Consider the following 13124-nt stretch of genomic DNA (forward strand, 5'->3'; position numbering starts at 1 on the left):
GGCAGCGTAATCTCGGGATCAGTTGCTGTATGGCCCGCCGTACGGCGCTGACGCTGTACGTCCGCATCCCGGCTGTACGCCCGTTTCCGAGGGAGTGACCATCGTGCCCGAGCTGAGGTCCCGCACCGTTACCCATGGCCGCAACATGGCGGGCGCCCGCGCCCTTATGCGGGCCTCCGGCGTAGCGAGCGAGGACATCGGCAAGCCGATCGTCGCGGTCGCCAACTCCTTCACCGAGTTCGTGCCCGGGCACACCCACCTCGCCCCGGTCGGCCGGATCGTCTCCGAGGCGATCAAGGCCGCGGGCGCGGTGCCGCGGGAGTTCAACACCATCGCCGTCGACGACGGCATCGCCATGGGCCACGGCGGCATGCTGTACTCGCTGCCCTCCCGCGACCTGATCGCGGACTCGGTGGAGTACATGGTCGAGGCGCACTGCGCCGACGCGCTGATCTGCATCTCCAACTGCGACAAGATCACCCCCGGCATGCTGATGGCGGCGCTCCGCCTCAACATCCCCACGGTCTTCGTCTCCGGCGGCCCCATGGAGGCCGGCCGCGCCACCCTCGTCAACGGCACCGTCCGCAAGCTGGACCTGATCGACGCCATGGTGGACGCCTCCAACGAGAGCGTCTCCGACGAGGACATCCTCCGCATCGAGGAGAACGCCTGCCCCACCTGCGGCTCCTGTTCGGGCATGTTCACCGCCAACTCGATGAACTGCCTGACGGAGGCGATCGGGCTCTCGCTGCCCGGCAACGGCTCGGTGCTCGCCACCCACACCGCCCGCAAGGACCTCTACGAGCGGGCCGGCGCCACCGTCGTCGAGCTGGCCAAGCGCTACTACGAGCAGGACGACGCGTCCGTGCTGCCGCGCAACATCGCCACCCACGCCGCGTTCGAGAACGCGATGGCGCTGGACATCGCGATGGGCGGCTCCACCAACACGATCCTGCACCTGCTGGCCGCCGCCCAAGAGGCCGGCGTCGGCTACGACTTGACCGACATCGACGCCGTCTCGCGCCGCGTCCCGTGCCTGGCCAAGGTCGCCCCGAACGTCGCCCCCGGCGGCACGTACTACATGGAGGACGTGCACCGCGCCGGCGGCATCCCCGCGATCCTCGGCGAGCTGTACCGCGGCGGGCTGCTCAACGAGGACGTGCACACCGTCCACGCCCCCTCCATCAAGGAGTGGCTGGACGCCTGGGACGTGCGCGGCGGCGCGGCGACGGCGGAGGCGGTCGAGCTGTGGCACGCCGCCCCCGGCTGCCAGCGGTCGGCGACCGCGTTTTCCCAGTCCGAGCGCTGGGAGACGCTCGACACGGATGCCGCGGGTGGCTGCATCCGCGACGCCTCGCACGCCTACTCCAAGGACGGCGGCCTGGCCGTGCTCCGCGGGAACCTCGCCGAGGACGGCTGCGTGGTGAAGACCGCCGGCGTCGACGAGTCCATCTGGACGTTCGAAGGTCCGGCCGTGGTCTGCGAGTCGCAGGAGGAGGCCGTCGACAAGATCCTGACCAAGCAGGTCAAGGAGGGTGACGTCGTGGTCATCCGCTACGAGGGCCCCAAGGGCGGCCCCGGCATGCAGGAGATGCTCTACCCGACCTCGTTCCTGAAGGGCCGCGGCCTGGGCAAGGCGTGCGCCCTGGTCACCGACGGCCGCTTCTCCGGCGGCACTTCGGGCCTCTCCATCGGCCACGCCTCTCCCGAGGCGGCCTCCGGCGGCACCATCGCCCTCGTCCAGGACGGCGACCGCATCCGTATTGACATCCCGGCCCGCTCGATCGAACTCTTGGTGGACGAGGGTGAGTTGGCCGCCCGTCGGGCCGCGCTGGGTGGCGTCTACGCCCCGAAGCAGCGCGAGCGCAAGGTCTCGGCGGCCCTGCGCGCCTACGCGGCGATGGCGACGAGCGCGGACAAGGGCGCGGTGCGGGACGTGAGCCGACTCGGCTGACGCCTCGCCTTTACGCGTGAACTGGCCCCCGTCGTGCTTGTGCACGACGGGGGCCAGTGTGCTGCTTCTTGCCGGCGCTCAACTCCCGGACAGTTGCCCGCCCTTCACGGCGGTGAGGAACGAGTCCCAGGCGCCCGCCTCGAAGACGAGGGCGGGGCCGTGGGGGCGCTTGCTGTCCCGGACGGGGACGAGGGCGGGGTGGGTGTCGGAGATCTCGATGCAGGCGCCACCCTCGGAGTTGCTGTAGCTCGACTTGCGCCAGGTGGTGGCGGCCAGGAGGTCGTCGGAGACCTCAAGGCACTCTCCCCCGTCCTGGTTGCTGTACGAGCTCTTGCGCCAAGTGACGGTGCTCAGATCGATTGAACGCATGGCGTTGCCTCCAATCCTTGCTGGGATCAGCCCCAACTGCCGCCCTTGACGGCCGTGAGGAACGAGTCCCAGGCGCCCGCCTCGAAGACGAGGGCGGGACCGTGGGGGGCCTTGCTGTCGCGGACGGGGACGAGGGCGGGGTGATTTTGAGAGACCTCGACGCACTCGCCGCCGTCTGTGTTGCTGTAGCTGGACTTGCGCCACGTCGCGTGACTCAGGTCGATGGCTCGCACGACACACCCTCCAACATCCTGGCGATGAAATTCCGCGACTCGGCCGGGGGCAAGGCGAGATCGCGCACCGCATCATAGGCGCGCTGCATGCGCTCGATCCTGCTGTGCTCCTCGATGAGTTCACCGCGGATGTCGTTCTCTGTGTAGGCCACGGTACGGCCGTCGAGCAGACGAAGGAACATCGTGGCGGTGCTCATCAAGCCATGCGGTCCTTTGCCAAACGGGAGTACGTGGATCGTGATGTTCGGTCGGTCCGCCGATGCTGCCAGGTGCTCCAACTGTTCACGCCAGGCGCGCGCATCGGGCAGAGAGTTGCGAAGTACCGCTTCGGAAAGGATGGCTCGGAACGGTGGCGGGTCGTCAGTCTCCAGCAGCATCTGCCGTCCGATGCGGGCCTCGATCTGCTGGTCCAACGCCTGGCCGGAGAGGCCACCGGCCGCGAGCGCCTCGCGTGCGTAGCCGGCGGTCTGTAGCAGGCCCGGAGGCGCACTCACCGCGTAGTGCCACAGGCTCACCGCCTCCGCCTCCAAGGCCATGTACCGCCGGTACTGCTCCTTGAACTGCTTCGGGTCGCCTACGGCCAACTCCCAGAGGGTCAGCAGGAGATCGCCCACTCCGTAGTGCTGGGCCAGTGCCTCCACGACCTCCGGGCTGCCGAGGGTCTTCCCGCTCTCCATCTTGCCGAAGAGGGAGGCGTCCCAACCGAGCACCTCGGCGAGCCGTCGAAGGCTGTCGCCCTTCTGGTCCCGCAGTAAGCGCAGTTCCTCCGCGAAGCGGCGGCGGGGGTCCGGGCTCCGCCCGGTAACGACCCTTCTCGGCGGCATGGCGACCTCCTGCGTGGAAGGTGTGGAAGTAACGGCCCGGGCACGGAAGTAGCCCCGACGAGCGGCATTCGTGCCCGATTCCAGGTCCATTCTTGTAATGGCCGGAATACACACGGTAGTTGCGTTCCGGAGTGTCAGGCATCGAAACGGCAGAAGGAGCAGCCCTTATGACGAGCGACAAGATCGCCGAGGCCGAGGCGGCGCGGGACGCGTTGGCCGACGCGCTCGAACGGAGCGGGATCGTGCTGCCGTCGCTGTCCGTCGACCCGTTGTCGTACAGCGGCCAACCGCCGCGTCCGCTCATCGAGTTGGGGCGCTGCAACCCGCAGACCGCGCGGCGGCTGGCGGCCGTCATCGGGGGCGGCAACGGGCGGACGCGGCCGTGAACGCGTACGTCCCGCTGAAGGGCGAGATCGTGCGGGACCGGTTACGGGGGCGGGTGGGGCGGGTGATGGACCGCGAGGGGGCCTGTTTCCAACTCCGGCCGTTGGGCGGCGGGGTGGAGTGGGACGTGGATCCGGCGGACGTCGAACCGGTGTCGGTGTCCGCCGCGCTGAGCGAGCACGTGGCGGAGCTCAATCGGAAGAGCGGGCGGGTCGTTTGACCGCCCGGCGCCGCGTCCTCACCACCGTCCCGGGGCCTTCGTCGCGACGCCGAAGACCGTGCCGTCCGGGGAGGTGGCGTAGATGCGGTCGTGGGCGGTGTCGAGGGTGGGGGCGGGGACGGCCTGGAGGTAGCCGTTGTGGCGGGCGGCGGTGAGGCGGGGCGGGGTCTGGCCCAGGAGGGCGCCGGTGGTGGTGTCGACGGCGAGCAGGCGGCCGTCGGCGGCGGCGAAGTAGAGGCGCTCGCCGGCGACGACGGGGGCGGAGCCGCGGCTGACGGAGGTTTCGGTGTCCCAGGTGCGGGCGCCGACGGCCCGCAGGGCGCCGCCCTCGGCCAGGAGGTAGGCGGTGTCGCCCTGGACGGTGGCGGAGACGTTGTGCAGCCGGGCGTTCAGGGGGAGTTGGCGGGTCCGGTGGGTGGTGGGGTCGTAGCGGAGGACGGCGGAGGTGACGCCGTCGTAGACCGGGTCGCCGACGGTGAGGTAGAGCGCGCCGGAGGTGCCGGGGCCGGCCAGGGTGAGGAGGCCGGGGAGTGGGCGGGACCAGCGGAGGGTGCCATCGGTCGGGTCGATGGCGGTGAGTTGGGTGGTGGGGGTGGCGGTGGGGAGGGTCTCGGCGGCGTAGGCGGTGTGCGGGTCGCCGTACGAGGTGAAGTGCGGGAAGCGGTGGTGGGGGAAGCGCTTGCGCCAGCGTTGGGCGTGGGTGGCGGAGTCGAGGGCGGTGATCGTGCCGTCGCCGGAGGTGAGGAGGATGCGGTCGGCGACGACGGCCGCGCCGCCCGCGTAGCCGGAGACGTCCAGGCTCCAGCGGACCGCGCCGTTGCCGGTGGCGGACGGGTCGAGGGCCAGCAGGCGCTTGCCGCCGTCGGCGAAGACGTAGAGGTGGCCGCCGGAGAGGACCGGGGCGGTGGGGGCGTTGGCCACCGGGCCTGCGGGGGGCGCCTTGTGACGCCAGGTCACCTCGCCGGAGCCGGGGGTGAGGCGGGCCGCGGGCAGGCCGGACTGGCCGCAGAAGACGGCGCCGGCGCCGGCCGTGCAGTACGGCATCTCGGCGGCGGAACCGTCGGGGCGCTCGACGATCGTGGTGCGCCAGGGGTGGAAGGCGGCGCGCGGGGCGGACGGGGCGTGGGTCTGGAGGGCGGAATCCTCGCCGGAGTTGGCGGTGAGGGCCCAGGTGCCGGCGCCGGCGAGGACGGCGAGGGTGGTGGCGGCCGCCCAGAGGAGGCGGCGGCGAGCGTGGGGGCGGCGCTTGCCGGATATGGGCTTTTCGGCCGGGTCCGGGGTGCGGGCGCGGACGTGGGTGGCCTCGGCGCGCGAGGGGGCGGGCTCGGCGCGGAACGGGGCGGGTGCGGCGGCGGACGGTGTCGACTCGGCGTCCAGCGGCTGCCGTTGGGCCGGGACCCGGGTGTCGCCGGGGACCGTGTCCGGTATCGCGTCCTCGCCGGGCGTCAGGTCGGCCGGCACCGTCATCGGCGCGTCCGTGCGCAGCAGTTGCATCAGCCGGTCCGGCGTCGGGCGGCGGGCCGGGTCCTTGGCCAGGCAGCCCTCGATGAGCCCGACGAGCTCGTCCGGCACCCCGGAGAGGTCCGCCTCGTCGTGCACCACCTGGTACGCGACGAGGTAGGGGCTGTCCGAGTCGAACGGGCCGCGCCCGGTGGCGGCGTGCACCAGCACCGACCCCAGGGCGAAGACGTCCGCCGCCGGGCCGACCTCGCGCGGCCGCTGGAACTGCTCGGGGGCCATGAACGGCGGAGTGCCGATCAACTTCCCGGTCTCGGTGCGCATTTCGCTGTCGGACGGGCGGGAGATGCCGAAGTCGATGACTTTCGGCCCGTCGGCGGAGAGCAGGACGTTGCCGGGCTTGAGGTCGCGGTGGACCACGCCCGCGCGGTGGATGTCGCGCAGCGCCTCGGCCAGGCCGGCGCCCAACTGCCGTACCTCGGTGGGGGCCAGCGGGCCGTTCCGCTTGACGTGTGCGGAGAGGGTCGGGCCGGCGATGTGGAGGGTCGCCATCCAGGGGCGCTCGGCGTCCGGGTCGGCGTCCACGACGGGGGCGGTGAAGGCGCCGCTGACCCGCCGGGCGGCCATCACCTCCTGCCGGAACCGGCCCCTGAACTCCGGGTCCTGGGCGAAATCGGCGTGGATGACCTTGACCGCGAGCAGCAGCCCGGAGGAGGACCGGGCCAGGTGCACCACGCCCATGCCACCGGAGCCCAGCCGTGACTCCAGGCGGTAGTGCCCGGCGTATTCCGGACGCTCCGCTTCCGAACCGGGCCCGGAGTCGCGCAGCGGCGGCATCGTCCCACCCCCGTGTCTTTCCCCTGGACTTCCCCTGCCGAATCGGTCGCAAGTGCGACGCGCGGAGCCTAGTCGATGGCGCGTCCCAGGCGGCGTCGGCTTGCTAGCGTGCGCGACAACGGCGTCGAACAGGCGGCCGGAAACGTACCGTCCGGCACCGCCGGGCGGCCATCCAGCAACGGGGGGCAACGCGCATGACCACTCAGGATTTCCAGCAGGACGGCGGGGCGGACGCGGCGGTGACGCCGGTGCCGCTCTCCATGGCGTTCGCCGGGGGCGGCGGCTACCCGCTCGCGGCCGGCTACCGCGTCAACGTCCGCCAGGGGCCCGGCACCAACACCCCCGTCGTCCGCCAACTGCCGGCCGGCTCCCAGATCACCATCCGCTGCCAGCGGCGCGGCGAGTGGGTCACCGGCCCGTGCGGCACCTCCAACCTCTGGGACAGCATCGGGCCCAACCAGTACGTCTCCGATGCCTATGTGCACACCGGCAGTAACGGGATGGTCGCGCCGGGCTGCATGAGCTGAGCGCGGGCGGGCGGGACGGCCGCGGCGCGTGAGCCGGTGGTGGGGCGCGGCGGCCGGGGGCGCCGCCGGCCGCACGGCCGGGTCGGCGGGCCCCCGGGGATAATCGACGGCATGAGCGATGCGCAGCGGACCGAGCCCCCGGGCGGCCCGGAACCGGAGGAGATCCGGTTCTTCGGCACCACCTGGGTCGAGCACGACGGCGGATACGGCCTGCGCCGGGCCGGGGTCGCGGTGGGTTCGCTGGTGTTGGCCGCGGTCGGCGCGCTGGTGCTGCGGTTCGGCTTCCAGGGCCTGTCCACCGCCGACGTCGGCACGTTCGTCAACGGGCTGGTGGTGGTCGGCTTCGCGATCTGTAGCGCGCTGGCGTTCCGCCGCACCTGGGACGGCTTCGTGCGCCGCCCGGGCCCGGCCGCCGACAGCTCCGCCGAGCGGTCCCTGCAGAGCCTGATGCTGATCGGTTTCCTCGGCTCGCTGCTGGCCTACTTCTGCCGCAGCCTCGTCGAGGCGCCCGGTGAGAAGCTCCGCCGCGCCGAGTACGAGGCGGCGCGGGAGCGCTACGCCCGCCGCCGGGAGAGCCGCGCGGGGAACCCGGCGGCCCGCAAGCCGAAGGGGAAGAAGCGGCGGTAGGGGCGGTAGCGGTACGAGGAGTTCGGGCCCGGGGCGCGCCCGTCACACTCCGCCGCCTAGCGTCGTCCTCGTTGCGGGGCCGCCGGTGCACGACCGCGGCCCGTGAGCGGGGAGGCGGGAACAGGCCATGGCGGAGCGGGAATACGGGACGGCGGGCGGGCCGGTCCGGGCCGAGCGGCTGGCGCAGTTCGAGGAGCAGCGGGGGCGGCTGTGGGGCGTGGCGTACCGGATCATGGGCACGGTCAGCGACGCCGATGACGCCGTGCAGGAGGCGTGGCTGCGCTGGCAGGCGCTCCCCGAGGACCCGCCGGTGGAGAGCCCGCGCGCCTTCCTCACCACCGTGGTGAGCCGGATCTGCTACGACCTGCTGGGCTCGGCCCGGGCCCGGCGCGAGCTGTACGTGGGGCCGTGGCTGCCGGAGCCGGTGCTCGACGGGGCCGCCGGCGGCGCACCGACCGGCGTCCCGGACGGCCCGGAGGACCGGGTGACCCTCGACGAGTCGGTGGGCATGGCCCTGATGACCGTCCTGGAGCGGCTCACCCCGGCCGAGCGCACCGCCTTCGTCCTGCACGACGTCTTCGCGGTGCCGTTCCCGGAGATCGCCGAGGCGGTCGGGCGGACCCCGGAGGCGGTGCGGCAGTTGGCCTCGCGGGCCCGCCGCCGGGTGCGGGCCGAGGCGCCGCGCCGCACCGTCGACCGGGCCGAACACCGGCGCACCGTCGAGGCGTTCCTGTCGGCCGTCATGGGCGGCGACTTCGAGGCGCTGCTGACCGTCCTCGACCCCGAGGTGGTGTGGCGCTCGGACGGCGGCGGCAAGGTGAGCGCCGCGCGCCGGCCGGTGCTGGGCCGGGAGAAGGTCGCCCGCTACGTCTGGGGCATGGTCACCCGCAAGTTCGCGCCGGGCAGCATGCGGCTGGCGGTCCGGGAGGTCAACGGCGCGCTGGGCGTGGTCTTCGCGGACACGTCGGGGGCGTACCCGTCCGGGGTCTTCGCCTTCACGGTCCACGACGGGCTGATCACGGAGGTGGACGCCGTCATCAACCCAGACAAACTTGGGCACTTGGACCTCGACGAGGAGTGAGCGTGCGGGCGGGCGGCGTCCGCTGCTTTGACCTCACGCCGGCCGCCGCTTCGGCCTCACGCCGCCGCGTCGTACTCCCACTCCGGCTGCCCGTCCCCGAAGAGCCAGTCGTCGAACAGCTCGGTCAGGTCCTCGTCGGTGCGGTCCTGGCAGAACGCGATGAAGTCGGCGCTGTCGGCGCTGGCGTGCCGGTACTTCGCCGGCCACTCCTTGAGGATCGAGAAGAACGCCTCGTCGCCGACGGCGTTCCGCAGCTGCTGGAGGACCATCGCGCCGCGCTCGTAGACCGGCGTCCCGGTCACCTCCGCCGGGCCGTCCGGCTTGCCCGGCGGGAACTCCCACCGCTCGTGGTCCTCATCGGAGTCGTAGAGCGCGTCGAACTGCTCCTGCGGGGTCCGGCCGCCCTCGCGCTCCTCCCACAGCCACTCGGCGTAGGTCGCGAACCCCTCGTTGAGCCAGGTGTCCTGCCAGGTCTTCGGCGTCACCGAGTCGCCGAACCACTGGTGGGCGGTCTCGTGCACCACGGTCTCGGCGTCCGGCGCGCCGGCGTAGACGGGCTTGGTCTGGGTCTCCAGCGCCACCCAGTCGATCCGGTCCGGGGTGTGGTCCACGATCGCGCCGGCCGACGAGAACGGGTACGGGCCGAAGAGCTTCGTCGCCCACGCCAGGATCTCCGGCAACCGGGCCAGCGCCTTCCGACTGGCCTTGGCCTCCTTGGGGTCCACCGCGACGTAGAGCGGCAGCCCCTGCGGGGTGCGGGACTCCTGGACGTCGAAGGTGCCGATCGTCGCGGTGGCGAGGTAACTGGCCATCAGCTCCGGGTTGTGCCACTCGTAGGTGGTCCGCCCGTCGACCGTCCGCTTCGAGCGCAACTCCCCGTTGGCGACCGCGGTATAGCGCTGCGGGACAGTGATCTTGAAGTCGTAGGCGGCCTTGTCGCTGGGGTGGTTGTTGCCGGGGAACCACGTCATCGACCCGGCCGGCTCCCCGGCGACGAACGCGCCGTCGGCGGTCTTCACCCAGCCCTCGGACGCCCCGTCCTCGTCCCGCATCTCCTGCGGCGTCCCGCGGTAGCGGACGGTGGTCCGGAACTCCGCGCCCTTGTCGATCCCGCTGGTCGGCCGGACCACCAGCTTGTGCCCCTTGCGACTGAATCCGGCGTCCGCGCCGTCGACCCGGACGCCCGTCACCGTCATCCCCGCCAGGTCGAGTTGGAAGGACCGCAGGTCCTTGCCCGCCTTCGCGGTGATCGTGGCGGTGCCGTCCAAGTGCCGCCTGGCCACGTCGTAGTCGAGGTCGAGCCCGTAGTGGCGGACGTGGTAGCCGCCGTTGCCCAGCGCAGGGAAGAGCGGGTCGCCCAGCCCGCCGCCGCCCGCCGCCCCTTTGACGGCCGTGCCCCCGGGCGCGCAGGAGGACAGCAGCAGGGCGACAGACAGCGCGGCTATGGCACCGCATCTGCGGTGGGGGCGGCGGTTCACGGCACTCCTCGGGCCGACGACGGACGGGCGAACGCAAGTTCCCCGACCTTACGGTCATTTCCGCCCTACTGGCTCGCCCGTGCGGGCTCGGGGGCGGGCTGGGGGCGGGCCTTGGTTCTGGGCTTGGGGCTGCCCGGGCTGCTCGCTCTGCCTGCCTGCCCGCCCACCTGTCTGCCCGCCTGCCCGCTCCGTGGACGCCCCCGGCGCACCGCCACCCACCGGTGCGAGGATGACCCCGTACCGATCACGCACCACCGGCGAGGTGAACGCATGACCCAGAAGGTCGCCGTACTCGGCACCGGAAAAATCGGCGAAGCCCTGCTCAGCGGCATGATCCGCGGCGGTTGGGCGCCCTCCGACCTGCTGGTCACCGCCCGCCGCCAGGAGCGCGCGGACCAACTGCGGACCCGCTACGGCGTCGAGGCGGTCAGCAACGCCGAGGCCGCCAAGGCCGCCGACACCCTGATCCTGACCGTCAAGCCCCAGGACATGGGCACCCTGCTCGCCGAGCTGGCCCCGCACGTGCCCGCCGACCGCCTGGTCATCAGCGGCGCCGCCGGCATCCCGACCTCCTACTTCGAGGAGCGGCTGGCCCCGGACACCCCGGTCGTCCGGGTCATGACGAACACCCCGGCCCTCGTCGACGAGGCGATGTCGGTCATCTCCGCCGGCACCCACGCCACCGCCGCCCACCTCACCCTCGCCGAGGAGATCTTCGCGACGGTCGGCAAGACCCTGCGCGTCCCGGAGTCCCAACAGGACGCCGCCACCGCCCTCTCCGGCTCCGGCCCGGCCTACTTCTACTTCCTCGTCGAGGCGATGACCGACGCCGGCATCCTGCTCGGCCTGCCCCGAGACAAGGCCCACGACCTGATCGTCCAGGCCGCCATCGGCGCCGCGGTGATGCTCCGCGACAGCGGCGAACACCCCGTCAAACTCCGCGAGAACGTCACCTCCCCCGCGGGCACCACCATCAACGCCATCCGCGAACTGGAGAACCACGGCGTCCGCGCCGCCCTGATCGCCGCCCTGGAAGCCGCCCGCGACCGCAGCCGCGAACTGGCCACGGGCAACGGTGGCTGACCCCGAGCAAGGGGGAGGGGCCGAGCCCGGACGGCGACCTGAAGCCCAGGCGACCGGGCCCTCAGCATGGACCCCAGCCCCGGAGGCCAGTTGGCGGCTGGCAGCCGACTGGCCCCCGGCTGCCACCTGGCCTCCGGCTGCCACCTGGCCTCCGGCCCCTGGCCTCCGGCTGCCACCTGGCCTCCGGCCCCTGGCCCCCGGCCGCCGCGGAAGGCTGCCGGCTGCGGACTGTCCACGAACTGCGAACCAGCCGCCGCCGGCTACGCACCGGGCGCCGACCACGAACCGGCCACCGACGGCGCCCAGCCAACCGGCCCGACCAGGCCCGGCCCCCCGCCAGACCGGGCCTGCCCCCGCGGGAATACCACCCCCACCCCTCATCGTTGTGGCCCCGCAGGGGGCGCTCCCGTCCCCTACGGGATCCGTTCCCCTCCCCCTTACGGGCCGCTACGCCCCCGCGGGCAGCAACCCCACCGCCTCATACGCCGCATCCACCCGCGGCCGTGCCATGTCCCGCGCCCGCCCGGCCCCCACCCGCAACACCTTGTCGACGTACCCGGGATCGGCCGCCAACTCCGCATGTCGCTCCCGCACCGGCCGCAACAGCTCCACCACCGCCTCCGCGACGTCCCGCTTCAACGCCCCGTACGAGGCGTACTCCGCCGCCAACTGCGCCGGATCAGCCTCCCCCCGGCACGCCGCCAGCACATCCAGCAGATTCGCCACCCCCGGCCGCGCCTCCCGGTCGTACACCACGTCCGCCCCGGCGTCCGTCACGGCCCGCATCACCTTCCGCCGCACCACGTCCGGCTCGTCCAGCAGATGAATCACCCCGGCCCCGCCGTCCCGCACCACGGTCCCCTTGCCCATCTTCGACCGGGGATCCTGAAGGTCCATCACCCGCGCCGCCACCGGCGGCTGCGTCGCCCGCGGCACCACGAACACCGGTCCGTACCGCCGGTTGAACCGCGCCGCCAGATCCCGCGTCAGCTCCACGTGCTGCGACTGGTCCTCGCCAACGGGCACCTCGTCCGTCCCGTACGCCAGGATGTCCGCCGCCATCAGCGCCGGATACGTCAGCAGCGACAGCCGCACCCCGGCCGTCTCCTCCCGCGCGGCCTTCTCCTTGAACTGCACCATCCGCCGCATCTCGCCGACGCTCGCGGTGCACTCCATCAGATACGCCAGCCGCGCGTGCTCATCCACGTGGCTCTGCACGAACACCGTGCACCGCTCCGGATCCAGCCCCGCCGCCAGCAACAACGTCGCCGCCTGCCGACTGAGTCGACGCACCCGCGCCGGATCGTGATCCACCGTCAGCGCATGCAGATCCACCACACAGAACAGCGCGTCCGCCCGGTATTGGTCCTCGGAGACCCACCGCCGCACCGCCCCGAGGTAGTTCCCCAACGTCAGGTGCCCCGTCGGCTTCACCCCGCTGAACACCCGCGCCGCGGTCCCGCCGGTCATCCCCGTCCGCTCGACCATCTCGCTCATCCATCCCTCTTCTCAACGGGACCGCCGCCTGCAACCGGCCGGTTACGGAAGGGAGATACGCGAACGGCCGCCGAGGCGGCGGCCGTGGTCATCGCATGCGCTGCTGGGCGGCCGCCGTCAGGCGGGCCACCACTGCTGTACGAGCACATGCGCGGTCATGCCCCACAACGTACCGGCCCACCCCTCTCCTCCGCACGGGTTTGAACCACCTCACCCCCTCGTGTAGTGTTCTCCGAGTTGTCACGGAGCCGACAGGTCCCGTACAGCCATCCCGCCGCTTCGCGGCACCTCACTACTGCACGACTCCTCAACGGGATTGAATTCCGCATGTCGAAATTCATTCCGGGCGTCTGATTAGGCGTCACCGAGGAATTCCGCTAACGTAGTGATCACCCCGCCGACGGGGAATCGGAACGAAATTCGAGCCGACCGCAGCTCCTCCCGGAGCCGCCCGGAACGAACGAAGATCTGATAAAGTCGGAAAGGCCGAAAAGCGAAAGCGAAGCGGCCGAACCCCACTCCAACAGGGGGCCGGATGCGGAAACGGATCTG

Annotated in this window: 13 protein-coding genes; 7 read left to right on the forward strand and 6 right to left on the reverse strand. The window is 72.2% G+C overall.

From position 1 onward, the window contains the following. Positions 1 to 103 precede the first annotated feature (103 nt). The gene (gene ilvD, locus ACFVFQ_RS33670) at positions 104 to 1954 is read left to right on the forward strand and encodes a dihydroxy-acid dehydratase (RefSeq protein ID WP_383423450.1); all 1851 of its coding nucleotides are present in this window, start codon (positions 104 to 106) and stop codon (positions 1952 to 1954) included. Positions 1955 to 2032: 78 nt separating this feature from the next. Here the strand turns inward: ilvD and ACFVFQ_RS33675 are convergent, their stop codons facing one another. From ACFVFQ_RS33675 to ACFVFQ_RS33685, 3 genes are read right to left on the reverse strand one after another with little or no spacing between them, the layout of a single operon-like run. After that, a complete protein-coding gene (locus ACFVFQ_RS33675) occupies positions 2033 to 2323 on the reverse strand; it encodes a DUF397 domain-containing protein (RefSeq protein ID WP_383423452.1) in 291 nt (96 codons plus the stop codon). Between the two features lie 26 nt (positions 2324 to 2349). Continuing rightward, positions 2350 to 2556: a DUF397 domain-containing protein gene (locus tag ACFVFQ_RS33680; protein ID WP_383423454.1), complete on the reverse strand. Its 207-nt coding sequence runs from the start codon at positions 2554 to 2556 to the stop codon at positions 2350 to 2352. Then, positions 2538 to 3380 (reverse strand): helix-turn-helix domain-containing protein, encoded by an 843-nt coding sequence (locus ACFVFQ_RS33685; protein ID WP_383423488.1) that lies wholly within the window; start codon positions 3378 to 3380, stop codon positions 2538 to 2540. Before ACFVFQ_RS33685 ends, ACFVFQ_RS33680 begins: the two co-directional genes overlap by 19 nt. Positions 3381 to 3547: 167 nt before the next feature. On the opposite strand from ACFVFQ_RS33685, the gene ACFVFQ_RS33690 reads away from it, so the two are divergent. Together ACFVFQ_RS33690 and ACFVFQ_RS33695 are read left to right on the forward strand one after the other, a co-directional pair. After that, positions 3548 to 3766 carry a hypothetical protein gene (locus tag ACFVFQ_RS33690; RefSeq protein WP_383423458.1) on the forward strand — a complete coding sequence of 73 codons (219 nt, stop codon included), beginning with the start codon at positions 3548 to 3550 and terminating at the stop codon, positions 3764 to 3766. After that, positions 3763 to 3984, forward strand: a complete 222-nt coding sequence (locus tag ACFVFQ_RS33695; RefSeq protein ID WP_383423461.1) for a hypothetical protein — start codon at positions 3763 to 3765, stop codon at positions 3982 to 3984. The genes ACFVFQ_RS33690 and ACFVFQ_RS33695 overlap by 4 nt, the downstream gene beginning before the upstream one ends. Positions 3985 to 4002: 18 nt before the next feature. Here the strand turns inward: ACFVFQ_RS33695 and ACFVFQ_RS33700 are convergent, their stop codons facing one another. After that, positions 4003 to 6279, reverse strand: a complete 2277-nt coding sequence (locus ACFVFQ_RS33700) for a PQQ-binding-like beta-propeller repeat protein (protein ID WP_383423466.1) — start codon at positions 6277 to 6279, stop codon at positions 4003 to 4005. A 194-nt stretch (positions 6280 to 6473) separates the two neighbouring features. Here ACFVFQ_RS33700 and ACFVFQ_RS33705 point away from each other — a divergent pair, with 194 nt between their 5' ends. From ACFVFQ_RS33705 to sigJ, 3 genes are all read left to right on the forward strand, one after another. Further along, a complete protein-coding gene (locus tag ACFVFQ_RS33705; protein WP_383423468.1) occupies positions 6474 to 6806 on the forward strand; it encodes an SH3 domain-containing protein in 333 nt (110 codons plus the stop codon). Positions 6807 to 6917: 111 nt separating this feature from the next. After that, positions 6918 to 7433, forward strand: coding sequence for a hypothetical protein (locus tag ACFVFQ_RS33710; protein WP_383423470.1), 516 nt, complete (start codon positions 6918 to 6920; stop codon positions 7431 to 7433). 127 nt (positions 7434 to 7560) lie between these two features. Further along, positions 7561 to 8514, forward strand: coding sequence for an RNA polymerase sigma factor SigJ (gene sigJ, locus ACFVFQ_RS33715; protein ID WP_383423472.1), 954 nt, complete (start codon positions 7561 to 7563; stop codon positions 8512 to 8514). Positions 8515 to 8570: 56 nt separating this feature from the next. Here the strand turns inward: sigJ and ACFVFQ_RS33720 are convergent, their stop codons facing one another. Then, positions 8571 to 9992 carry a M1 family metallopeptidase gene (locus tag ACFVFQ_RS33720; RefSeq protein WP_383423474.1) on the reverse strand — a complete coding sequence of 474 codons (1422 nt, stop codon included), beginning with the start codon at positions 9990 to 9992 and terminating at the stop codon, positions 8571 to 8573. 270 nt (positions 9993 to 10262) lie between these two features. Between ACFVFQ_RS33720 and proC the strand changes: the two genes are divergently transcribed. Then, positions 10263 to 11075: a pyrroline-5-carboxylate reductase gene (gene proC, locus ACFVFQ_RS33725; protein WP_383423476.1), complete on the forward strand. Its 813-nt coding sequence runs from the start codon at positions 10263 to 10265 to the stop codon at positions 11073 to 11075. 447 nt (positions 11076 to 11522) lie between these two features. On the opposite strand, the gene trpS is transcribed toward proC, so the two are convergent. Next, the gene (trpS, locus tag ACFVFQ_RS33730; protein ID WP_383423478.1) at positions 11523 to 12572 is read right to left on the reverse strand and encodes a tryptophan--tRNA ligase; all 1050 of its coding nucleotides are present in this window, start codon (positions 12570 to 12572) and stop codon (positions 11523 to 11525) included. Positions 12573 to 13124 lie beyond the last annotated feature (552 nt).

Origin of the sequence: Streptomyces sp. NPDC057743 (assembly GCF_042798755.1) — a bacterium.
GTDB lineage: Bacteria > Actinomycetota > Actinomycetes > Streptomycetales > Streptomycetaceae > Streptomyces.

Excerpts from the sequence above, each read along its gene's own strand:
- ACFVFQ_RS33710 (WP_383423470.1), top strand. The coding sequence starts at position 6,918 with ATGAGCGATGCGCAGCGGACCGAGCCCCCGGGCGGCCCGGAACCGGAG.
- ACFVFQ_RS33685 (WP_383423488.1), bottom strand. The coding sequence starts at position 3,380 with ATGCCGCCGAGAAGGGTCGTTACCGGGCGGAGCCCGGACCCCCGCCGC.
- trpS (WP_383423478.1), bottom strand. The coding sequence starts at position 12,572 with ATGAGCGAGATGGTCGAGCGGACGGGGATGACCGGCGGGACCGCGGCG.
- sigJ (WP_383423472.1), top strand. The coding sequence starts at position 7,561 with ATGGCGGAGCGGGAATACGGGACGGCGGGCGGGCCGGTCCGGGCCGAG.
- proC (WP_383423476.1), top strand. The coding sequence starts at position 10,263 with ATGACCCAGAAGGTCGCCGTACTCGGCACCGGAAAAATCGGCGAAGCC.
- ACFVFQ_RS33675 (WP_383423452.1), bottom strand. The coding sequence starts at position 2,323 with ATGCGTTCAATCGATCTGAGCACCGTCACTTGGCGCAAGAGCTCGTAC.
- ACFVFQ_RS33700 (WP_383423466.1), bottom strand. The coding sequence starts at position 6,279 with ATGCCGCCGCTGCGCGACTCCGGGCCCGGTTCGGAAGCGGAGCGTCCG.
- ACFVFQ_RS33690 (WP_383423458.1), top strand. The coding sequence starts at position 3,548 with ATGACGAGCGACAAGATCGCCGAGGCCGAGGCGGCGCGGGACGCGTTG.
- ACFVFQ_RS33705 (WP_383423468.1), top strand. The coding sequence starts at position 6,474 with ATGACCACTCAGGATTTCCAGCAGGACGGCGGGGCGGACGCGGCGGTG.